Genomic DNA, 22,346 nt, shown 5'->3' with positions numbered 1-22,346 from the left:
TATCGCATCAGGGTAAAACATCCGTGTGGATTAGCCTACTCGTTTCACATCACCTACCAGCAGTATGTAAGAAAGCGCGCCAATCAACGCCACGGCGGAGATGTAAACCAGCGCCGGGCCAAAACCGTAATCCTGGGCCAGATAACCGATGACCAGCGGCACGGTAATTCCACCCAGCCCGCCAACGAAGTTGAACACACCGCCGGTCAGACCGATCAGCCGCATCGGTGCCAGGGACGACACCAGCGACCAGGTAATCGATGCGAAACCATTACCAAAGAACGCCACTGCCATCAGGGTCATTATCCACACCGGATCGTTGGTATAGTTGGCACCCATGATGCAGGTGGAGATCAGCAATCCGCAGATAATCGGTGTTTTACGCGCTACCCCCAATGAGAACCCTTTTTTTACCAGCTTATCCGCCAGCCAGCCCGAGAGCAGGACACCGAAGAACGCGGCAAGGAACGGTACGGTGGTCATAAAGCCCGCCTTCAGCGCGGTGATCCCCTTCTCCTGCGTCAGGTAGTTTGGGAACCACGTCAGGAAGAACCACAGCGTGGACGTCACCGCAAATTGCCCCAGGTAAACCCCCACCAGCTTACGGTGGAAGACCAGCTTCCAGTCGGCTTTGGTCAGCGGCTGGCGCGCCTCTTTTTTCACGGGCGCATCACCATCCACCAGGCCGCCGCCGTCGCGGATATAGTCCAGCTCTGCTTTGCTGATGCTTTTGGTCAGGCGCGGCGGCTGATAGACCTTAATCCAGATAAACGACCAGATGATGCCGATCCCACCGGTAACAATAAACACCCAGTGCCAACTCAGCAGTTCCTGGATCCAGATTAACAATGGCGTCAGGAATGCCAGACCAACAAACTGCCCGGAGGTGTAAAAGCCCACCGCGGAGGCACGTTCGTGTTCCGGGAACCAGCTGGTCACCATGCGGTTATTGGTCGGGAACGCGGGTGCTTCAAATATCCCGGTGATGGCACGCAGACCGATCAGCGACATTAGTCCGGTCGCGAAGCCCTGGAACAAGGTCGCCACGGACCAGCCAAAAATAGCGATAAAATAAGTCAGACGTGAACCCACGCGGTCAAGGAACCAGCCGCCCGGGATCTGGCAAAGCGTATAGAGCCAGGCAAACGCCGAGAAGACATAACCCATTTCCGCTTTAGTGATACCAAACTCTTCCTGAATATGGGCCGATGCCACGGCAAGGTTGGCGCGGTCAACATAACAAATGACCACGGTAATAAAGATCATCAACAGCGTCAGGTAACGGCGACGCCCGGTTTTTGCAGCAGTAACTGGAATATCCATCGCAATCTGTCTCCAGATTTTGGGCATAGCGAAGCCGCTCACCATGCCCTGTAGTTTCAGAGGGTGTAATTATTTTTTTATTTAAAAACGTAGCCAGAATGCGCTAAATAATTCGTGCTGGGGGAAGGCGGCAAGTTTTCGCATCCCCGGGAGCATACAAAAGTATGTGACCGGGGTAAGAAAGCGCAGCCAACGCCTCACCAGCGCGAAGTATGACGCGCATTTACCACTCGGCGACGGAACCGTCTTCATGCCGCCATAACGGGTTACGCCAGTTCGGCGCATGTTTACTCAGCTCAATAACTTTGGCTTCGTCAATTTCAACGCCCAGACCCGGTTTCGTTAACGGTTTAAAGAATCCGCCTTCCATGCTGAAGTCTTCTTTGTTTTTCACAAAATCGAGCAGCTCCGCGCCTTTGTTATAGTGAATCCCCATGCTTTGTTCCTGGAACACGGCATTGCGGGAGACAAAATCGACATGCAGGCAGGCCGCCAGCGCGATTGGTCCGAGCGGACAGTGCGGAGCCAGCGCCACGTCGTAGGCTTCTGCCATGCCGGCAATTTTGTAGCATTCGGTGATACCGCCCGCGTGGGAGAGATCCGGCTGCAGGATCGCAATGCCGCCCGCTTCGAGCACCCGTTTAAATTCAAAGCGTGAGAACATCCGTTCGCCCGCCGCGATAGGAATGTGCGTCTGTTCAGCCAGCTTCGGATAGTATTCGGCCTGCTCGGCCAGCACCGGCTCTTCGATAAACAGCGGGCGATATGGTTCCAGTTCTTTAATGAGCACCTTCGCCATCGGCGCGCTGACACGCCCATGAAAATCCAGACCGAACTCAATCTCGTTGCCGAAGGCTTCACGGATTTGCGCCACGGTATTTACCGCCCGGTCTACCGCGCGCGAGTTGTCGATGACGCCCATCTCTTCGCAGCCGTTGAGCTTGAAGGTGTCAAAACCGATGTTGCGCAGCTGTGTAATGCCGTCGATCACTTCCGCAGGGCGGTCGCCTCCGACCCAGCTATAGGCTTTGATTTTGTCGCGCACCAGGCCACCCATCAGTTGCCAGACCGGGGCGTTCAGCACTTTACCTTTGATATCCCATAGCGCCTGGTCGATACCGGCGATAGCGCTCATGAGAATCGGACCACCGCGGTAGAAACCCGCGCGATACATCACCTGCCAGAGGTCGTTAATGCGTGCCGGATCCTGCCCAATCAGATATTCTCCCAGCTCATGCACTGCAGCTTCAACGGTGCGGGCTCGCCCTTCAATCACCGGCTCGCCCCAGCCCACAACACCTTCGTCGGTTTCGATTTTCAGGAACATCCAGCGCGGGGGTAAACGGTACGTGGTGAGTTTGGTTATTTTCATTTCACTGCCTCTCGATACGCTTTCACAAATGCTGCCGCCTGCTGTGCGGTACGTTCAACGGGCTGTCCGGCGCGATAAAGATCGCTGCCCAGCCCCGCGCCCACACAGCCAGCGCTTATCCACTGGCCCAGGTTTTCTGGCGTAACGCCACCCACGGCAAAGACCGGCACGCTGGCGGGCAATACCGCCTTCAGCGCTTTGATGTAATCCGGACCAAAAGCCGAGGACGGGAAAATTTTCAGCGATTGCGCGCCCGCGTCGAGGGCTGTAAACGCTTCTGTGGCCGTCGCGCATCCCGGACAAACGGTCATGCCGTAACCCACTGCACGGCGGATCACCTCAGGATGGATGTTCGGGGTGACGATGAGCTTGCAGCCCATCTTTGCCAGCTGGTCCACCTGCTCCGGTTGTAAGACGGTCCCCGCGCCAATCAGCGCTTTATCACCAAACGCATCCACCACGGCCGGAATGCTCTTTTCCCATTGTGGGGAGTTGAGCGGAATCTCCACCGCGTCGAACCCGGCGTCTATAACTGCGCCGACGTGCGCTAACGCCTCATCGGGCGTGATACCGCGCAAAATCGCGATAAGGGGAAGGTCAGTTTGCCACTGCATGAGCGATGCTCCTTATTCCTGCCTGAAATGCCGTGTCGCCGGGTACCGTTGAAACGGTAAGCCCAACAGCGCGGAACGCCTGTTCGTAGCGTGACGTTAGCGATGCGCCTGCGACAATCGTGATGGCCTGCTCGTGCGCGATGAAGTCACGCATGCTGGCGACCTCAGCGCCAATCAGCAGGCCCGAGAGAAATTCACTGACCTGCTCGCGCGGGAGATCGCCCAGCACGTGCGAGGCGCGAACCTCAAAAAGTTGCGGCAAAACGACAGGACAGGCGTTCCCACGCGCCAAACCAGCAGCAAACGCCTCTGGCGAGGATTTTTGCTCCGGCAAACCAGCCCCCACCAGCGAATGGTTGAGCAGCAAATGATGCAGCTCGCCGGTCATCACGGTGCGAAAGTCGTGAATTTGCTCAGCATCCGCCTGGACCCACTTGCAGTGCGTTCCGGGCATAACGTAGACAGAAGAAGGAGATAGCGTGCGCGCGCCAAGGAGCTGCGTCTCTTCGCCGCGCATCACGTTGTGGTTATCGTCGCGAGAAACGCACAAACCGGGAATAATCCAGATATTGTCGCCTACGGACGTTAAACGATCGCCAATAGCAGAGAAATGGGCGGGAACAGGCAAATAAGGCGCGGTTTTCCAGCCTACGTGACTGCCTACCATACCCGCCATGACTACCGGCGTGGCGCTATCGCGCCAGTTTTGCGTCACTTCTGCTAACACCGCCTCAGGGGATTTACCGTTCAGGCGCGTTACGCCTGCTTCTGATTGCCTGCTCTCCAGGCACTGCTCGTCCTGGTACAGCCAGGCGCGCAGATTGGTCGAACCCCAGTCAATTGCGATGTAGCGAGATGTCATGTGATTTCCTTCAACCTTCGTGTCGAGCTGGCAATCATGGTAAGTGCCGCCTGCTCTGCCGCATCGCCATCCTGATGCCGTATCGCATCAAACAGCGCTTTATGTTCCTGGAGCGTTTTTGGCATGTTGGCCTCATCGCCCATCCAGGTACGTTCAAATACTGCTCGCTGTAGCGAGCTGATCGCCACGCTAAGCTGCTGTAATACCGGGTTATGTACCGACTGCAACACCGCTTCGTGATAGCGAATATCAGCCTCATTGAACGCTTCCCGGTTCTGGTTATTGGCAATCATGTCGTTTAAAGCCGACTCGATTTGTGCCAGGTCGCCGGACGTTGCCCGTTCCGCTGCCCAACGTGCGATTGCCGGTTCCACCAGATTTCGGACTTCACTCATCGCGCCGATAAGCCGCGGGTCGTAATCGTTTTCCAGTACCCACTGCAATACGTCGGTATCGAGGTAGTTCCACTGGTTGCGCGGGGCAACAAACGCGCCGCGATACCGTTTCATTTCAATCAGACGCTTCGCCATCAGCGAGCGGAACACTTCCCGGATGATGTTGCGCGAAGTTTCAAATTCCTCACACAGTTCAGCCTCTGCTGGCAGTGGCGAACCGGGAACATATTTGCCCCCGACAATCTGGGTGCCCAGCGTAATGACGATGCGATCGGTTTTATTGAGAGTCATGGAGAGTCCTTGTGCTCTTTGTGTACATGACTACTTTACCGCGACCGCCGAATTTCACCTCACTTTTGCAGTACAAACGTGAGGGAGTTCGTCTTTGCCATGGCTGTAATGTAGTACAATCATTCAATGTTGTACTACAATCAAGATCACAAAAAGAACAATTCAATAAATTCAGCGCAAAAAAAAGCCCCGGTTGATAACCGAGGCCGATGAATGCAAACAGGCGTTACTGCAGCACAAACTTCTCGATGGCGTACGCCACACCGTCTTCCAGATTGGATTTGGTGACGAAGTTAGCCACGTCTTTCACCGACGGGATCGCGTTATCCATCGCGACGCCCATCCCCGCAAATTCAATCATCGCGATGTCGTTTTCCTGGTCGCCCAGCGCCATGATTTCCTCAGGTTTAATACCCAGCGCGTCAGCCAGTGATTTTACGCCCGTGCCTTTATTGACGCGTTTATCGAGAATTTCGAGGAAGTACGGCGCGCTTTTCAACACGGTGTACTTCTCTTTGACCTCTGCCGGAATACGCGCGATGGCTTTATCCAGGATCTCCGGCTCATCGATCATCATCACTTTCAGGAACTGCGTCGCCGGGTCCATTTTCTCGGCTTCACAGAAGACCAGCGGAATGGTCGCAACGTAAGATTCATGTACCGTGTAGTAGCTGATATCGCGGTTGGCGGTGTAGAGCATATTGCGATCGAGCGCGTGGAAGTGAGAGCCCACTTCACGGGAAAGTTTTTCCAGGAACAGATAGTCGTCGTAGCTCAGTGCCGTTTGCGCAACCGTGCTGCCATCTGCGGCTTTTTGCACCAGCGCGCCGTTATAGGTGATGCAGTAATCACCCGGCTGGTTCATGTGCAGCTCTTTCAGGTAACTGTGCACGCCCGCATACGGACGCCCGGTGGTCAGTACCACATTCACGCCCTTCGCGCGTGCGGCAGCGATCGCGTTTTTAACGGCAGGAGAGATAGTGTGGTCTGGCAGCAGCAGCGTGCCGTCCATGTCGATTGCAATGAGTTTGATAGCCATGAGTTCCCCGGGATAAATGAGTGCTGTCTCATGCTAACGCGATTAAGCACACAAAAATAGAGCTACATTGCGCAACAGAAGTGCCCCTTTTACCCGCATCCCGGGGAATAATGCCTTACTCGCGGGTCAGGACAATTTTGCCAAACGCACCGCGATCCAGGTGTTTAAGCGCCTGTTCGAGTTCATCAAAGCGGTAGCGATGCTCGATCACAGGTTTCAGTCCCGTCACATCGACAGCGCGGACGAAATCTTCCAGCGCCCGGCGGTGTCCGACGCCAATCCCCTGAATGACCGGAGATTTCAGCAACAGTTCGCCAGCGGACAGCGAAATCTCACTTCCGGCCAGCACGCCAATAACAGAAATACGCCCGTGAACGGCAACGGCACGCAGGGAATGCTTCAGGTTCTCTCCCCCCACGGTTTCGATAATATGGTCGATGCCGCGATCCTGCGTGAGCGCCAGGGTATTTTCAGCCCAGTCGCCTTTCAGCCGGTTGATGCCCTGGCTGGCGCCCAGTTTTTTGGCCAGCGCCAGTTTTTCATCGCTCCCCGAGGTGACAAACACCTCTGCGCCGTGCGCTTTTGCGATCTGCAGGGCGAATATCGCCACGCCGCCCGTCCCCTGCACCAGTACCGATTGCCCGGCACGTAACTGACCGCGCTCCACCAGCGCGAACCAGGCGGTAAGCCCTGCGCAGGGCAGCGTGCTGGCTTCTGCATCGTCCAGAGTGTCCGGGGCGGCCACCAGCGCGTCTTCCTTCACAATCACATACTCGGCCAGCATTCCCTGGAAATAGCCGCCGGAGGTTTTATAGGGCAAATTGCGCGCGTCCGCCTGCGGCCTGCCGTCGATCCACTCCGGGAAGAAAGTGGAAATGACGCGAGCGCCGGGTTTGAAACGTGTTACGCCTTCGCCCGTGCTGTCTACCACGCCCGCCATGTCAGACGCAGGGGTAAACGGAAAGGCAAGCGGAATCGGCATCGTGCCTTCAATAACCATTTTATCGCGATAGTTAAGTGCAACGGCATTTACCCGTACGCGCACTTCACCCGGGCCAGGCGTTTGAACAGGTTCCTGAATGAGTCTGAGGTTCTCGCGCCCGAGGGCATTCATGGACCAGCGTTGCATTGTCTCTGTCATAATTTACTCCTGCCATCTATTAAGCTTCAGTTCTGACAGTCTACCGTTGACTTAATCTCTCCAGTGGCGATAAGTTTTCTCTTTATTGACGCCACAAAAGATACAATTCATGAGTGATACGCTGAAGGATATCCCTGTTTTTGTCGCCGCCGTGGAGGCGGGAAGTTTTGCTCAGGCCGCCATCCGTCTGCATTTGTCACGCTCGGCGGTAGGAAAAAGCATCGCTCGCCTTGAACAGCGTCTTGGCGTTCGTCTGTTTCAGCGCACCACCCGTAGCCTGAAGCTGACCGATAACGGCGCACTTTTTTATGAACGCTGCCTGCGCGCGCTGGAGGAGATTCGGGGCGCAGAATCGTTGCTTGAGTCCGGAAAACAGCAGATCCGTGGCCGCCTGCGCGTCGCCATGCCGGTTCTGTTTGGCCGTCAGTGCGTTGCCCCTTTGCTGATAGAACTGGCGCAGGAGCACCCCGGTCTTGAACTGGAAATGTCGTTCAGCGACCGCGTGGTGGATCTCGTGGAGGAAGGATTCGATATGGCGGTACGTAACGGCACGCTTCAGGACAGTAGCATGCTGGTCGCCAGAAGGCTGGGGGAGCACCGGATGGTGCTGTGCGCCGCGCCGGATTACCTGCTGGAGAGGGGCCAGCCACAAAGCGTTGCGGATTTAGCACACCATGCAGCCATTAACTATCTGCGCGCAGGCAGAGTTTTGCCCTGGGAGCTGATGGATAACGAAGGGACGTCGCACACCTTTACTCCCCGCTCCTCACTCAACATGGACGACTTGCAGGCTATCTGCGATGCGGCGCTGGCCGGACACGGCATTGCGTGGCTGCCCTGCTGGATGGCCAGCAGAGAAATTCATCAGGGAAAACTCATCCCGCTGTTAAAGCAGGCACCGGAAGTGCGCTTCGACGTTCATGCAGTCTGGCAAAAGACGCCACATCTGCCACTGAGAGTCAGAATTGCTGTCGATATGCTCGCCAGCCGTTTACCGTCAGTGCTGTCGCTGGATTTGTCTGCGCCCATAAAAAAGCCGCGCTAATTGCGCGGCCTCAGTAAAGCAATCTCACTACGATTAAATATCGATATTCGCCGCTTTCAGCGCGTTCTCTTCGATGAAGGCACGGCGTGGTTCAACCGCATCGCCCATCAACGTCGTGAACAGCTGGTCGGCTGCAATCGCATCTTTCACGGTGACGCGCAGCATACGACGGCTTTCTGGATCCATGGTGGTTTCCCACAGCTGATCCGGGTTCATTTCACCCAGACCTTTATAACGCTGAATAGAAAGACCGCGACGGGACTCTTTCACCAGCCAGTCCAGCGCCTGCTCGAAGCTGGCTACCGGCTGACGACGTTCGCCACGTTCGATAAACGCATCGTCTTCGATCAGACCGCGCAGCTTCTCGCCGAGGGTGCAGATACGACGGTATTCCGGACCGGTCACGAATTCGTGCTCCAGCGGGTAGTCGGTGTCGACGCCGTGGGTGCGCACGCGAACAATCGGCTCGAACTGCTGGGCCGCGTTCTGCTGAACGTCAAATTTCCACTGGCTACCGTGCTGCTCTTTCTCGTTCAGCTCGCTCACCAGGGTGTTCACCCAGCGGGTAACTGCCTGTTCGTCGCTCAGTTCGGCTTCGGTCAGGGTTGGCTGATAGATCAGCTCCTTCAGCAGCGCTTTCGGATAACGACGCTCCATACGACCAATCATTTTCTGAGTGGCGTTGAACTCAGAAACCAGACGCTCCAGCGGCTCGCCGGCCAGTGCAGGGGCATGAGAGTTCGCGTGCAGGGTTGCACCGTCAAGCGCGATCGCGATTTGGTACTGATCCATCGCATCGTCATCTTTAATGTACTGTTCCTGCTTGCCTTTCTTCACTTTGTACAGCGGTGGCTGTGCAATGTAGACGTGGCCACGTTCAACGATTTCCGGCATCTGACGATAGAAGAAGGTCAACAGCAGCGTACGGATGTGCGAGCCGTCGACGTCCGCATCGGTCATGATGATGATGCTGTGATAACGCAGTTTGTCCGGGTTGTACTCGTCACGCCCAATGCCGCAGCCCAGCGCGGTGATAAGCGTCGCTACTTCCTGAGAAGAGAGCATTTTGTCGAAGCGCGCCTTCTCAACGTTGAGGATTTTACCCTTCAACGGCAGGATTGCCTGGTTCTTACGGTTACGGCCCTGCTTCGCAGAACCGCCCGCGGAGTCCCCTTCCACAAGGTACAGTTCAGAGAGCGCCGGGTCACGTTCCTGGCAGTCAGCCAGCTTGCCTGGCAGACCCGCTAAGTCCAGAGCGCCTTTACGACGGGTCATTTCACGGGCTTTACGCGCCGCTTCACGAGCACGTGCCGCGTCAATAATTTTGCCGACAACGATTTTCGCGTCAGACGGGTTTTCCAGCAGGTATTCGCTCAGCAGTTCGTTCATCTGCTGTTCAACCGCCGATTTCACCTCAGAAGAGACCAGCTTATCTTTGGTCTGTGATGAGAACTTCGGATCCGGCACCTTCACGGAGACAACGGCAATCAAACCTTCACGGGCATCGTCGCCGGTGGCGCTGACTTTCGCTTTTTTGCTGTAGCCTTCTTTGTCCATGTAGGCGTTCAGGGTACGGGTCATCGCCGCGCGGAAGCCCGCCAGGTGCGTACCGCCGTCACGCTGTGGAATGTTGTTGGTGAAGCAGTAGATGTTTTCCTGGAAACCATCGTTCCACTGCAGCGCCACTTCAACGCCGATACCGTCTTTTTCTGTGGAGAAGTAGAAGATATTCGGGTGAATTGGCGTTTTATTCTTGTTCAAATACTCAACGAACGCCTTGATCCCGCCTTCGTAGTGGAAGTGGTCTTCTTTGTTGTCACGCTTGTCGCGCAGACGAATCGACACACCGGAGTTCAGGAACGACAGTTCACGCAGGCGTTTCGCCAGGATGTCATACTCGAATTCGGTGACGTTGGTGAAGGTTTCGAGGCTCGGCCAGAAACGCACCATGGTACCGGTTTTGTCGGTGTCGCCAGTGACGGCCAGCGGTGCCTGTGGCACGCCGTGCGTATAAAGCTGACGGTGAATTTTGCCTTCACGCTGGATAACCAGCTCCAGCTTCTGCGACAGGGCGTTAACCACGGAGACGCCTACGCCGTGCAGGCCGCCGGAAACTTTATAGGAGTTATCGTCAAACTTACCGCCTGCGTGCAGAACGGTCATGATCACTTCCGCAGCAGAGACGCCCTCTTCCGGGTGAATACCGGTTGGGATGCCACGGCCATCATCAGTGACGGAGACGGAGTTATCCGCATGGATGGTGACCACGATGTCTTTACAGTGACCCGCGAGCGCTTCGTCGATAGCGTTATCTACCACCTCGAATACCATGTGGTGCAGACCGGTGCCGTCATCCGTGTCGCCGATATACATACCCGGGCGCTTACGCACCGCATCCAGCCCTTTCAGGACTTTGATACTGGAGGAGTCATAAGAATTCGACATCAACGTTTCTCGCTCATTTCAACTTGGGTTAATCCGTTATTTTACCCTTTTCCACGGTAAACATCTTCGAATTTTCGTCCGACATGTCCATAACGTGTTCAGCGCTAATCGCGCTGACGAAAACCTGCGACTGCGTGGCTTTTAAGCGGCTGGCAAGCAGCCCGCGCCGCGCGTCGTCAAGTTCCGAGGCAAAATCATCTATCAGGTACAGGCAGCGTCGCCCGCTCTCGCGAGTGAGGAACTCTCCCTGCGCCAGGCGCAGTGCGCACATCAGGAGCTTGAGTTGCCCGCGCGACAATGTGTCTTCCACCGGCGCACCGTCGGCACGAATGCGGAAATCCGCCTTGTGCGGGCCGTGCGCGGTGTAGGTCAGCATGCGGTCGCGCTCGAAGTTTCTCTCTAACACCTCAGCATAATCCGTCTCTTTCTCCCAGCCGCGCTGGAAGGAGAAGGTGAGAGAGAACTCGGGTAAAAACTGTTTGCAGGTGTCGGCCATGTCTTCGGCGATACCTGCGCTGTATTCGGCACGCCAGCGGCTGATCTGTTCCGCGAGAGGGATAAGCTCCAAATCCCACGGGCGCAGCTGGGCGTAACGGGTGACCTGGCGCAACGCGGCGTTACGCTGCTTGAGCAGGCGCTTCAGGTTGCTCCAGGCGTTAAAGAAACCGGCTTCTTTGTGAAAGCATCCCCAGTCGAGGAATGCTCTTCTGTATTTGGGGCCGCCGTTGAGTAAAGTAAACCCCTCGGGCGTAATCAGCTGCATCGGCATGAGCAGCGCCAGCTCCGCCACCTTGTGGCCGTCGGTGCCGTCGATGCGTACCTTGCTGTCGCCCTGCTTGTCTTTGGTCAGGCCAATGGCGGTTTCTCGCTCCGCCCCCTGCAAACGCCCATGCAGAACAAAAGATTCCTGCTCGTGGCGAATGACGCGGCCAATCTGCAAACTGCGAAACGCCCGACCATGGCCGAGCGTATAGATGGCTTCCAGCACGCTGGTTTTGCCACTGCCGTTTGCGCCAACCAGGAAGTTAAAGCCAGGGGAGAGAGCGAGATCCGCGCTTTCGATGTTGCGAAAGTCGCGGATCAACAGACGGGTGAGCGACATTACAGTCTCATTGGCATGACAACATAAGCCGCGCTTTGGCTGGCAGCATCTTCAATCTGTACGCTCGATACGGAGTCGGTCAGCAGAATGCGCACGTTCTCGCATTTCAGCGCGTTCAACACGTCCAGCACATAGCTGACGTTGAAGCCGATTTCCATCTCGGTTCCGGCGTAGGTGACGTCCAGAATCTCTTCTGCCTCTTCCTGCTCTGGGTTATTGGCGGTGATTTTGATCTGGTTTTCACTCACGTACAGACGCACGCCGCGGAATTTCTCGTTAGAGAGAATGGCGGCACGGGCAAACGCCTGCTTGAGGCTATCGCAGCCCGCTTCCAGCGTCTTGTCCGGGTTCTTCGGCAATACGCGGCGATAATCCGGGAAACGGCCGTCAACCAGCTTCGAAGTGAAGACAAAATCGCCCACATGCGCGCGGATGTTGTTGCTGCCGATCTGCACGCGCAGCGGCGTGTCGCCACCGTCGAGCATACGCATCAGCTCAATCACCCCTTTACGCGGCACGATCACCGAATGGTTTGGCAGCGAGTCGCCAATCGGCATAGAACAGACCGCCAGACGGTGGCCGTCGGTCGCTACGGTACGCAGCTCTTCGCCTTCGGTTTCGAACAGCATGCCGTTTAAGTAGTAACGAACGTCCTGATGCGCCATGGAGAACTGCGTGGCTTCAATCAAACGCTTCATCGTCGCCTGCGGTAGGGTGAATTCAACTTCACTCTGCCAGTCGTCCAGGTTCGGGAAGTCTGCAGCAGGCAGCGTGGAGAGCGAAAAACGGCTGCGGCCAGAGCGCACCAGCATACGGTCGCCTTCCAGCTGCACGGCAATTTCAGCGCCTTCCGGCAGCCCACGGCAGATATCAAAGAATTTACGTGCCGGAACCGTGGTCGCGCCCGCGTCGTGCGGCTGCGTCAGCGTAACGCGCGCGATCATTTCCATTTCCAGATCTGTACCGGTCAGCGACAGCGTACCGTCCGCGACCTGAAGCAGCAGGTTTCCGAGAATAGGCAGCGTTGGGCGGCCACCTAATGGGCCACTCACCTGTTGCAGCGGTTTTAATAAATGTTCACGTTCAACGGTAAATTTCATAGCGTCACGATGATAGTGTTCTGATTAAATTGGAGAAATCTTCTTTTATGTCGTGGCTTTCTTCGCGTAACTGCTCAATCTTGCGGCACGCATGCAGCACGGTCGTATGGTCACGGCCACCAAACGCATCGCCGATTTCCGGCAGACTGTGGTTGGTTAACTCCTTTGCCAGCGCCATCGCCATCTGACGCGGACGCGCCACCGAGCGGGAACGACGTTTAGACAGTAAATCTGCCACTTTGATCTTGTAGTACTCGGCCACCGTCTTTTGAATATTGTCGATAGTGACCAGTTTTTCCTGCAATGCCAGCAGATCACGCAGCGCTTCTCGCACAAAATCGATGGTGATCGCACGACCGGTAAAGTTGGCATTGGCAATCACGCGGTTCAGTGCTCCTTCCAGCTCACGCACATTGGAACGAAGACGCTTGGCAATAAAGAACGCTACTTCACCCGGCAGGCGAATGTCGTTCTCATCGGCTTTTTTCATCAGGATCGCGACGCGGGTTTCCAGCTCCGGCGGCTCGATCGCCACGGTCAGGCCCCAGCCGAAGCGGGATTTCAGACGATCTTCAACGCCGTTGATCTCTTTAGGATAACGATCCGAGGTCAGAATGATCTGCTGATTACCTTCCAGCAGGGCGTTGAAGGTGTGGAAAAATTCTTCCTGCGATCGTTCTTTATTGGCAAAGAACTGGATGTCATCGATCAGCAGCGCATCAACGGAACGGTAGTAGCGTTTAAACTCTTCGATCGCATTGTTTTGCAGGGCTTTTACCATGTCCTGAACGAAGCGCTCGGAGTGCATATACACCACTTTCGCATTCGGCTTGCGGGCCATAATGCCGTTACCCACCGCGTGCAGCAGGTGCGTTTTACCCAGACCCGTGCCGCCATACAGGAACAGCGGGTTGTAGGCGCCTCCGGGGTTATCAGCAACCTGACGAGCCGCCGCACGCGCCAGCTGGTTCGACTTACCTTCAACGAAGTTATCGAACGTGTGCTTCACGTTAACGTTGGAGCGGTAGGTTGGCTCTGCCGGTGCAGGCACGTTATCCCAGCCCTGACGAGCAGGTGCAACGCGAGGGGCTGGCGCAGGAGCGGCCTGAGCGGGCGCTGCGACATTCACGGTTTCACGAACGGTTTGGGTGACGGGCCTGGTGCCCACTTCAAAACGCAGCTGCGGGACATCTGACCCGCAGAAATCGTTCAGCAGGCCATTGATGTTATTAAGGTACTTGTCTCTTACCCAATCGAGCACAAAACGGTTTGGCGCATACAAAGCCAGCGTGTTATCGCTCAGCTCCGCCTGCAACGGGCGGATCCACATACTGAATTCTGTGGCTGGTAACTCATCCTGCAATCGGGCAAGACACTGCTGCCAAAGCGAAAGTGACACGGCGGACTCCACTCGAACAATAAAAGAAAACTATTGAATATTCATGATTGTTGGCGCACATCGACATGACCCTGTGCAAAGGGTGACGTGCGAATTGCTATCTGCAATTTAATCCTGACCAGGATCCTGGGATCCCGATCGGGACCGCGGATCATAGCCTAAACTGAGCCAGAGATCTTCTGTTTCTCACAGATTCTTCCCGATTTATCCACAGGAAGATCCGAAACCGGGTAAGTGTAAACGATCCTGGCGCGAGTGCCTCGCGATTTAGCCCGCATATTGGAAAATTTAATGAGCAACGACAATTTATTGCTTAAATGATCTAACGAAGATCCGGGACGATCCTTGCGCTTTGTTGCCGAGCCCGTATAATCCTCGACCCGGCGCGTGATGCTCATCTTCCTGCGTCGTCCGTTGCTCATTTTCCACGCGAAATCGTGCGGAAATACGCGGGAAATAAGGAAAGAGAATTGACTCCGGAGTGTACAATTATTACAATCCGGCCTCTTTAATCACCCACGCTGAGGCGTTAGTCGTTCGAAACTCGTTCGGGTATACGCAAAAGTCAGTGAATTTATTCAAGTTTAGGTAGAAATCGCCATGAAACGCACTTTTCAACCGTCTGTACTGAAGCGCAACCGTTCTCACGGCTTCCGTGCTCGTATGGCTACTAAAAATGGTCGTCAGGTTCTGGCACGTCGTCGTGCTAAAGGCCGCGCTCGTCTGACCGTTTCCAAGTAATAAAGCTAACCCCTGAGTGGTTAAGCTCGCATTTCCCAGGGAGTTACGTTTGTTAACTCCCACTCATTTCACTTTCGTCTTCCAGCAGCCACAACGGGCTGGCACGCCGCAAATCACCATCCTCGGCCGCCAAAATTCGCTGGGGCATCCCCGCATCGGTCTCACAGTCGCCAAGAAAAACGTTAAGCGCGCGCATGAACGCAATCGGATTAAACGTCTGACGCGTGAAAGCTTCCGTTTACGTCAGCACGAACTGCCTTCTATGGATTTCGTGGTGGTGGCTAAAAAGGGGGTTGCCGACCTCGATAACCGTGCTCTCTCGGAAGCGTTGGAAAAATTATGGCGCCGCCACTGTCGCCTGGCTCACGGGTCCTGATAGCCCTCATTCGGGTCTATCAACGCCTGATTAGTCCGCTACTCGGGCCGCACTGCCGTTTCACACCAACATGCTCAAGCTACGGAATTGAGGCATTGCGCAGGTTTGGAGTGATAAAAGGCAGTTGGTTGACGGTGAAACGCGTATTAAAATGCCACCCTTTACACCCCGGTGGAGACGACCCCGTCCCCCCAGGACCTTTTGATACCAGAGAACACTAACGATGGATTCGCAACGCAATCTTCTTATCATCGCTTTGTTGTTCGTGTCTTTCATGATCTGGCAGGCATGGGAGCAGGATAAAAATCCTCAACCCCAGCAGCAGACCACGCAGACTACGACCACCGCAGCGGGTAGCGCCGCCGACCAGGGCGTACCGGCCAGTGGCCAGGGGAAACAGATTACGGTTAAGACCGATGTGCTTGAGCTGACTATCAACACCCGTGGTGGTGATGTTGAGCAGGCGCTGCTGTTGACCTACCCGAAAGAGCTGAAGTCTACCGAACCGTTCCAGTTACTGGAAACCACGCCAGAGTTTATCTACCAGGCGCAGAGCGGCCTGACCGGTCGTGATGGCCCGGATAACCCGGCTAACGGTGCGCGTCCACTGTATAACGTCGAGAGCGACACCTTTGCGCTGGCTGATGGCCAGAACGAACTCGTTATCCCGATGACCTATACCGACGCGGCAGGCAACACGTTCACCAAAACCTTCACCCTGAAACGCGGTGAATATGCGGTAAACGTGGGCTACAGCGTACAGAACACCGGTGCGAAACCGCTGGAACTGTCTACCTTCGGTCAGCTGAAGCAGTCCATCAATCTGCCGTCTCACCGTGACACCGGAAGCAGCAACTTCGCGCTGCACACCTTCCGTGGCGCGGCATACTCCACGCCTGACGCGAAGTATGAGAAATACAAGTTCGACACCATTGCCGATAACGAAAACCTGAACGTCAGTGCTAAAGGCGGTTGGGTGGCAATGCTGCAGCAGTATTTCGCGACTGCATGGGTGCCAAATAACGACGGTACCAATAACTTCTACACCGCGAACCTGGGCAACGGTATTGCAGCCATCGGCTACAAATCTCAGCCAGTTCTGGTTCAGCCGGGTCAAACCGGTAAGCTGGCAAGCACCCTGTGGGTCGGCCCGGAAATCCAGGACAAAATGGCTGCTGTTGCGCCGCACCTGGATCTGACCGTCGATTATGGTTGGTTGTGGTTCATCTCTCAGCCGCTGTTTAAGCTGCTGAAGTTCATCCACAGCTTCCTGGGTAACTGGGGCTTCTCCATCATCGTTATCACCTTTATCGTTCGTGGCATCATGTACCCGCTGACCAAAGCGCAGTACACCTCCATGGCGAAGATGCGTATGCTGCAGCCGAAGATTCAGGCAATGCGTGAGCGTCTGGGCGATGACAAACAGCGTCAGAGCCAGGAAATGATGGCCCTGTATAAAGCAGAGAAAGTGAACCCGCTGGGTGGTTGCTTCCCGCTGCTGATTCAGATGCCAATCTTCCTTGCGCTGTACTACATGCTGATGGGTTCCGTTGAGCTGCGCCATGCGCCGTTCGCCCTGTGGATCCATGACCTGTCTGCACAGGACCCGTACTACATCCTGCCGATCCTGATGGGCGTGACGATGTTCTTCATCCAGAAGATGTCGCCGACCACCGTGACCGACCCGATGCAGCAGAAGATCATGACCTTTATGCCGGTCATCTTCACCGTGTTCTTCCTGTGGTTCCCGTCAGGTCTGGTGCTGTACTATATCGTCAGCAACCTGGTGACCATCATCCAGCAGCAGCTGATTTACCGTGGTCTGGAAAAACGTGGCCTGCATAGCCGCGAAAAGAAAAAGTCCTGATCCGATAAGTTAACGCTAAAATAAGGGCGGTCGATTGACCGCCTTTTTTATTTGTATTGAACGAGAGCAACCATGAGCCATAACGACACTATCGTCGCCCAGGCAACCCCACCGGGACGCGGTGGTGTAGGTATTCTGCGCATCTCCGGCCTGAAGGCGCGCGAGGTGGCCGAAGCGGTGCTGGGTAAACTGCCAAAACCGCGCTACGCGGATTACCTGCCATTTAAAGACAGCGACGGCACGCCGCTGGACCAGGGCATTGCGCTGTGGTTCCCCGGCCCGAACTCCTTTACCGGCGAAGACGTGCTTGAGCTGCAGGGCCACGGCGGCCCGGTGATCCTCGACCTGCTGTTAAAACGTATTCTGACCCTGCCGGGCCTGCGAATTGCGAAGCCGGGCGAGTTCTCCGAGCGTGCTTTTCTGAACGATAAGCTTGACCTGGCCCAGGCCGAGGCGATTGCCGACCTGATCGACGCCAGTTCTGAACAGGCGGCCCGCTCCGCCCTGAACTCGCTGCAGGGGGCATTTTCTGCCCGCGTGAATCACCTGGTGGAAGCACTTACTCACCTTCGGATCTACGTGGAAGCAGCTATCGACTTCCCTGACGAGGAGATCGACTTCCTCTCTGACGGAAAAATCGAAGCCCAGCTCAACCAGGTGATGAGCGACCTCGACGCGGTGCGCGCCGAGGCGCGTCAGGGCAGCCTGCTGCGCGAAGGGATGAAGGTGGTCATTGCCGGGCGCCCGAACGCCGGGAAATCGAGCCTGTTGAACGCCCTGGCGGGCCGTGAAGCGGCCATTGTGACCGACATTGCCGGTACCACCCGCGACGTGCTGCGCGAGCATATCCACATCGACGGGATGCCGCTGCACATTATCGATACCGCCGGTCTGCGCGATGCCAGCGATGAAGTTGAGCGTATCGGTATTGAACGCGCCTGGCAGGAGATCGAGCAGGCTGACCGCGTGCTGTTTATGGTGGACGGCACCACCACCGACGCCGTTGACCCGGCTGAGATCTGGCCAGATTTTATCGCCCGCCTGCCGGCTAAGCTGCCGATCACCGTAGTGCGCAACAAAGCAGACGTGACCGGTGAAACGCTGGGTATCAGCGATGTGAATGGTCACTCGCTCATTCGCCTGTCGGCGCGCACCGGTGAGGGCGTGGACGACCTGCGTAACCATCTCAAGCAGAGCATGGGCTTTGACACCAGCATGGAGGGCGGCTTCCTTGCGCGCCGTCGTCATCTGCAGGCGCTGGAAGAGGCGGCGAACCACCTCGTCCAGGGTAAAGCGCAGCTGATCGGCGCGTGGGCGGGTGAATTGCTGGCGGAAGAGCTGCGTCTGGCGCAGCAGAATCTAAGTGAGATCACCGGGGAGTTTACCTCGGACGATCTGCTGGGAAGGATTTTCTCGAGCTTCTGTATTGGCAAATAAGTTTTAGTCCATCCTCGTCCGTAAACGTCCACTAACCCGCATTAACTGTTTGTTAATGCGGGTTTTTACTATTCAGTTATTAAGAAGGCGAGATTCATTGGCAAAAGCTATTGCCACTACAGAGTCAGCCTGCTAATTATGTTGATTGTTTGCTAATGGTGATGGTCATGACTACCGAATATACCGTTGTTGAATCTGTTCCCTCTGCCGAAGATTTTTGTCGCTTACGAAATATATCAGGGTTGTCAGCACGCCCGCTTGAGGCTGCCAGGGTGGGTTTGCCGAGAAGCTGTTATGGCGTACACATTCTCTGGCAAGGAGTGCCTGTCGGCATGGGGCGTATCGTTGGAGATGGTGCATTAAACTTCGAGATAGTCGATATCGCCGTCGACCCCGTCCATCAGGGGCGTGGACTTGGCCGAATCATTATGGAAAACATTATTCAATGGCTGGACAGCAACGCTTATAAAGGCGCTTATGTCTCTCTGGTTGCTGATGTACCGGAACTCTACGCGAAGTTCGGTTTTGAGTTAGTCCGGCCGGAAAGCGAAGGAATGGCGAGAGTCTGGGGGTAATGTTGTCATCTGGATCAGCAAACATCCCGCTTTTGTGTCCTTGAATGTGCCCATAGCCATATTTTCAAGGCAACGCATCGCTGATAGATTAACGAGTTAGCTCGATTTTCCAGCTTCTGTATCGACTGCTAATCCATGGTGATTTCCTCCCAGGAAATCACCATTGTCCAAATGGCAACTCGCCCAATCCCTCTTCTCCCCCTATTCTGCTTGCCTGCATCCATGGGGGGTTTATGGCTCGTTTTCTGTTTTGTAGTTTTGCGCTTGTTCTGCTTTATCCGTCTGGCATTGATATGTATCTGGTGGGATTACCGCACATCGCCCGCGATCTGGGTGCCAGCGAAGCGCAGCTGCATATTGCGTTTTCGGCCTACCTCGCGGGGATGGCGTCGTCGATGGTGTTTGCCGGAAAAATTGCGGATAAGGCAGGTCGTCAGCCTGTCGCGATTACCGGTGCGATTGTGTTCGCCCTGGCATCGATACTGTGTTCCGTCGCCCAGGAAAGCACCCTGTTCCTGACAGGACGTTTTATTCAGGGCATTGGGGCGGGTGGCTGCTATGTGGTGGCCTTTGCGATCCTGCGCGATACCTTAAGCGCCCAGCGTCGCGCGAAGGTGCTCTCCATGCTGAACGGCATAACCTGCATCATCCCGGTGCTGGCTCCCGTCGTAGGCTATCTGATCATGCTGAAACTCCCGTGGCAAAGCCTGTTCTGGACCATGGCAGCCATGGGTGCGCTGGTGTTTGTCCTGTCGATTGCCGTGCTGAAAGAGACCCACCCGGGTTCGCAGAATAGCGGTCATACCGCAAGCATTCACCCGGCCGAGAAACTCATCAACCGCTTTTTCCTCAGTCGCCTGGCCGTCACTACGCTCAGCGTGGCTGTGATCCTGACCTATGTAAACGTTTCACCTGTATTGCTGATGGAGACCATGGGCTTCGATCGCGGAGAATATTCAACGGTGATGGCCTTAACCGCCATGGTCAGTATGGCCGTCTCCTTCTCCACTCCTTTTGCACTCAATATTTTCAGCCAGCGCATGCTGATGCTGACCTCGCAGGTGCTGTTCCTCGCTGCAGGTCTGATCCTGGCGACGGCAAGCTCACACGCGGTGATGCTGGTGGGCATTACCCTCATTTGCGCCGGATTCTCGGTTGGTTTTGGCGTCGCGATGAGTCAGGCGCTCGGCCCATTCTCGCTGCGGGCAGGCGTGGCAAGCTCGGTGCTGGGGATCGCGCAGGTCTGCGGTTCATCGCTGTGGATTTGGCTGGCGGCGGTCATCGGACTTAACGCGCTCAATATGCTGATCGGGATTCTGATTGGCTGTAGCATGGTCTGCATCACTTTACTTTTGGTTATCCAGCCTGCGGCAAACTATGAAGAAGCCCATCAGCAATCTCGATCTTAACCTTTTGCTTTGTCTGCAGCTTTTGCTGCAGGAGCGCAGCGTCACCAAAGCCGCAAAGCGGATGAACGTCACGCCGTCAGCGGTAAGTAAATCACTGGGCAAGCTGCGCGACTGGTTCGACGACCCGCTGTTTGTCAAAACGCCGTTAGGGCTACTGCCCACGCCGCTAACGGTCAGCCTGGAGCAGGACCTGGCGGACTGGATGCAAATCGGCAACCAGATCCTCGACAAATTCCATCATGATTCGCCGGGCGGGCTAACGTTCATGCTGGCTGCAGAAACGCCGTTGATGCTGATCCGCTTTAATGACCTGCTGGAACAGGTGAACCAGCGCTATCCGCAGGCAACGGTGAAGATGCGTCACTGGGATTACGATTCGCTGGACGCCATTACGCGCGGGGAAGTGGATGTGGGCTTCACCGGCCGCGAAACGCACCCGCGCTCGCGGGAACTGCTGAAACTGATGCCGTGGTTTATCGACTACGAAATCCTGTTTAGCGACCGTCCGTGCGTCTATCTGCGCGAGGACCATCCGGCACTTCAGGAAGAGTGGGATCTGGAGACCTTCCTGCGCTACCCCCATATCAGCATCTTCTGGGAACGCAGCGACACCTGGGCGCTTGATGAAGTTCTCAAGGAGATGGGACGTGAGCGCACCATCGCCATGAGCCTGCCGGGCTTCGAACAGGCGATGTTTATGGCGGCTCAGCCCGGTCATAACTATATAGCCACCGCTCCGCACTACTGCCATCACTATAATCACCTCCACCAGCGGAAGCTGATCGCGCTTCCCATTCCCATTGACGAAGCGCAGGCTGAAAAGCTGACCGTTCCCTTCACGCTGATCTGGCATAAACGGAACAGCCATAATCCGAAAATCCTCTGGCTACGGGAGACCATCAAGGCCTTATACGGTGCCAACAGTCCGATTTTTGCCTAAGAAAATGTAAAGTTCGGTCCTAAGGCTTCTCTTACGCCCATTTACTGATTAAAACAGGAGGCAAGTTGAGCGATAATCATGTAACCGTTTAACCGAATACGACCATTATCAAGGAGCGAAAAATGGCAACGCACTTTGCAAGAGGGATACTCACAGAAGGACGTCTCGTATCGGCCAGAATCTCTTCCGCCTGTCACAGTGAGGCGCTCAAACTCCCCGAACACCGCAGAACGCGTTTTTTAGCGTCCAGAGCGCTGCTCGCAGAACTGATGTTCATGCTGTATGGCACCAGCGAACTGCCTGAGATCATCACCCAACCCGAAGGCCGCCCGGTCTTTGCCGACCCGGATCTCCCCCGTTTTTCTATTGCCTACACGGGGAATATCATTGGTGTAGCGCTAACCACCGAGGGGGATTGCGGGCTGGATATGGAGCTTCAGCGTGCAACGCGAGGATTCCACGGTGCAAGCCCGCACGATGACTACCCGCTCTCAAGTAATGAAAAACTCTGGGTGCGCAACCAAACCGATCCCGTCGAGGCCAGAGCTCAGCTCATCACCCTGCGCCAGAGCATCCGCAAGCTCTGCGGTTGTGCCTCAGATGATGCCCGTCAGTTGCAGCTGTTACCAGGCTCCGGACGCCTGCGTGCCGCTCAGGCAACGCTTGTAGAAGCGCTCAGCGATGCAGAAGATGTGTTGATATGGTCCGTTGCCGTCAGCCCCGCCATCGAACGGCTAAAGGTTTGGGCATTTGACAGTAAAGAGGGATGGCGTACTCTTCCGGATGTGCCCGAGCGAGCCAACGAACCCGCCGCACGTCTGATGCGATTAACCAGCTTACCGGCAGAAAAAGCATACATCCTTAACTGATCCA

The 22,346-nt window shown here is 55.7% G+C and carries 21 protein-coding genes; 10 read left to right on the top strand and 11 right to left on the bottom strand.

Annotated features, from left to right (window positions below):
- Positions 1 to 30: 30 nt before the first annotated feature.
- From ACMGGM_RS13525 to ACMGGM_RS13495, 7 genes are all read right to left on the bottom strand, one after another.
- Positions 31 to 1,368, bottom strand: a complete 1,338-nt coding sequence (locus ACMGGM_RS13525) for an MFS transporter (protein WP_045269315.1) — start codon at positions 1,366 to 1,368, stop codon at positions 31 to 33.
- Between the two features lie 178 nt (positions 1,369 to 1,546).
- Complete coding sequence (dgoD, locus tag ACMGGM_RS13520) at positions 1,547 to 2,695, bottom strand: galactonate dehydratase (protein WP_045134495.1); 1,149 nt, start codon at positions 2,693 to 2,695, stop codon at positions 1,547 to 1,549.
- The gene (locus ACMGGM_RS13515) at positions 2,692 to 3,309 is read right to left on the bottom strand and encodes a 2-dehydro-3-deoxy-6-phosphogalactonate aldolase (RefSeq protein ID WP_032635239.1); all 618 of its coding nucleotides are present in this window, start codon (positions 3,307 to 3,309) and stop codon (positions 2,692 to 2,694) included. The genes dgoD and ACMGGM_RS13515 overlap by 4 nt, the downstream gene beginning before the upstream one ends.
- A complete protein-coding gene (locus ACMGGM_RS13510; protein WP_045134496.1) occupies positions 3,293 to 4,171 on the bottom strand; it encodes a 2-dehydro-3-deoxygalactonokinase in 879 nt (292 codons plus the stop codon). Before ACMGGM_RS13510 ends, ACMGGM_RS13515 begins: the two co-directional genes overlap by 17 nt.
- The gene (gene dgoR, locus ACMGGM_RS13505; RefSeq protein WP_003861109.1) at positions 4,168 to 4,857 is read right to left on the bottom strand and encodes a D-galactonate utilization transcriptional regulator DgoR; all 690 of its coding nucleotides are present in this window, start codon (positions 4,855 to 4,857) and stop codon (positions 4,168 to 4,170) included. The genes ACMGGM_RS13510 and dgoR overlap by 4 nt, the downstream gene beginning before the upstream one ends.
- A gap of 226 nt (positions 4,858 to 5,083) precedes the next feature.
- Positions 5,084 to 5,896, bottom strand: a complete 813-nt coding sequence (gene yidA, locus ACMGGM_RS13500; protein ID WP_063944006.1) for a sugar-phosphatase — start codon at positions 5,894 to 5,896, stop codon at positions 5,084 to 5,086.
- A gap of 115 nt (positions 5,897 to 6,011) precedes the next feature.
- Positions 6,012 to 7,037 (bottom strand): zinc-dependent alcohol dehydrogenase family protein, encoded by a 1,026-nt coding sequence (locus ACMGGM_RS13495; RefSeq protein WP_045134497.1) that lies wholly within the window; start codon positions 7,035 to 7,037, stop codon positions 6,012 to 6,014.
- A gap of 109 nt (positions 7,038 to 7,146) precedes the next feature.
- On the opposite strand from ACMGGM_RS13495, the gene ACMGGM_RS13490 reads away from it, so the two are divergent.
- Positions 7,147 to 8,082 (top strand): LysR family transcriptional regulator, encoded by a 936-nt coding sequence (locus tag ACMGGM_RS13490; protein ID WP_014881905.1) that lies wholly within the window; start codon positions 7,147 to 7,149, stop codon positions 8,080 to 8,082.
- 33 nt (positions 8,083 to 8,115) lie between these two features.
- Here ACMGGM_RS13490 and gyrB read toward each other — a convergent pair whose 3' ends face one another.
- Genes gyrB through dnaA form a run of 4 tightly spaced genes read right to left on the bottom strand, consistent with a single transcriptional unit; the run spans position 8,116 to position 14,128 of the window.
- Positions 8,116 to 10,527 (bottom strand): DNA topoisomerase (ATP-hydrolyzing) subunit B, encoded by a 2,412-nt coding sequence (gene gyrB / locus ACMGGM_RS13485; protein ID WP_014881904.1) that lies wholly within the window; start codon positions 10,525 to 10,527, stop codon positions 8,116 to 8,118.
- A 28-nt stretch (positions 10,528 to 10,555) separates the two neighbouring features.
- Positions 10,556 to 11,629: a DNA replication/repair protein RecF gene (gene recF, locus ACMGGM_RS13480; RefSeq protein WP_063944004.1), complete on the bottom strand. Its 1,074-nt coding sequence runs from the start codon at positions 11,627 to 11,629 to the stop codon at positions 10,556 to 10,558.
- The gene (gene dnaN, locus ACMGGM_RS13475; protein WP_010426557.1) at positions 11,629 to 12,729 is read right to left on the bottom strand and encodes a DNA polymerase III subunit beta; all 1,101 of its coding nucleotides are present in this window, start codon (positions 12,727 to 12,729) and stop codon (positions 11,629 to 11,631) included. Before dnaN ends, recF begins: the two co-directional genes overlap by 1 nt.
- Before the next feature lie 4 nt (positions 12,730 to 12,733).
- Positions 12,734 to 14,128, bottom strand: coding sequence for a chromosomal replication initiator protein DnaA (dnaA, locus tag ACMGGM_RS13470; RefSeq protein WP_014881902.1), 1,395 nt, complete (start codon positions 14,126 to 14,128; stop codon positions 12,734 to 12,736).
- 600 nt (positions 14,129 to 14,728) lie between these two features.
- On the opposite strand from dnaA, the gene rpmH reads away from it, so the two are divergent.
- The 9 genes from rpmH to ACMGGM_RS13425 all read left to right on the top strand — a co-directional run bounded on the left by rpmH (position 14,729) and on the right by ACMGGM_RS13425 (position 22,342).
- Positions 14,729 to 14,869 carry a 50S ribosomal protein L34 gene (gene rpmH, locus ACMGGM_RS13465; RefSeq protein WP_000831330.1) on the top strand — a complete coding sequence of 47 codons (141 nt, stop codon included), beginning with the start codon at positions 14,729 to 14,731 and terminating at the stop codon, positions 14,867 to 14,869.
- Positions 14,870 to 14,885: 16 nt separating this feature from the next.
- Positions 14,886 to 15,245 carry a ribonuclease P protein component gene (gene rnpA, locus ACMGGM_RS13460; protein WP_014072458.1) on the top strand — a complete coding sequence of 120 codons (360 nt, stop codon included), beginning with the start codon at positions 14,886 to 14,888 and terminating at the stop codon, positions 15,243 to 15,245.
- Positions 15,209 to 15,466 (top strand): membrane protein insertion efficiency factor YidD, encoded by a 258-nt coding sequence (gene yidD, locus ACMGGM_RS13455; RefSeq protein ID WP_001307474.1) that lies wholly within the window; start codon positions 15,209 to 15,211, stop codon positions 15,464 to 15,466. The genes rnpA and yidD overlap by 37 nt, the downstream gene beginning before the upstream one ends.
- Before the next feature lie 2 nt (positions 15,467 to 15,468).
- A complete protein-coding gene (gene yidC / locus ACMGGM_RS13450; RefSeq protein ID WP_014881901.1) occupies positions 15,469 to 17,112 on the top strand; it encodes a membrane protein insertase YidC in 1,644 nt (547 codons plus the stop codon).
- A 72-nt stretch (positions 17,113 to 17,184) separates the two neighbouring features.
- On the top strand, positions 17,185 to 18,549 hold the full coding sequence (mnmE, locus tag ACMGGM_RS13445; protein ID WP_045134498.1) for a tRNA uridine-5-carboxymethylaminomethyl(34) synthesis GTPase MnmE: 1,365 nt from the start codon (positions 17,185 to 17,187) through the stop codon (positions 18,547 to 18,549).
- Positions 18,550 to 18,716: 167 nt separating this feature from the next.
- Positions 18,717 to 19,124: a GNAT family N-acetyltransferase gene (locus tag ACMGGM_RS13440; protein WP_045134499.1), complete on the top strand. Its 408-nt coding sequence runs from the start codon at positions 18,717 to 18,719 to the stop codon at positions 19,122 to 19,124.
- Between the two features lie 233 nt (positions 19,125 to 19,357).
- On the top strand, positions 19,358 to 20,533 hold the full coding sequence (locus ACMGGM_RS13435) for an MFS transporter (RefSeq protein ID WP_032635228.1): 1,176 nt from the start codon (positions 19,358 to 19,360) through the stop codon (positions 20,531 to 20,533).
- Positions 20,502 to 21,473: an HTH-type transcriptional regulator YidZ gene (yidZ, locus tag ACMGGM_RS13430; RefSeq protein ID WP_032635227.1), complete on the top strand. Its 972-nt coding sequence runs from the start codon at positions 20,502 to 20,504 to the stop codon at positions 21,471 to 21,473. The genes ACMGGM_RS13435 and yidZ overlap by 32 nt, the downstream gene beginning before the upstream one ends.
- 122 nt (positions 21,474 to 21,595) lie before the next feature.
- Positions 21,596 to 22,342 (top strand): 4'-phosphopantetheinyl transferase family protein, encoded by a 747-nt coding sequence (locus ACMGGM_RS13425; RefSeq protein ID WP_045134500.1) that lies wholly within the window; start codon positions 21,596 to 21,598, stop codon positions 22,340 to 22,342.
- Positions 22,343 to 22,346: the final 4 nt, after the last annotated feature.

Source organism: Enterobacter sp. BNK-14 (assembly GCF_047456095.1).
In the GTDB taxonomy this organism is placed as follows: domain Bacteria; phylum Pseudomonadota; class Gammaproteobacteria; order Enterobacterales; family Enterobacteriaceae; genus Enterobacter; species Enterobacter kobei.
Note: the sequence above shows the minus strand (reverse complement) of the source record. Positions and strands in the feature narration are given on the sequence as shown.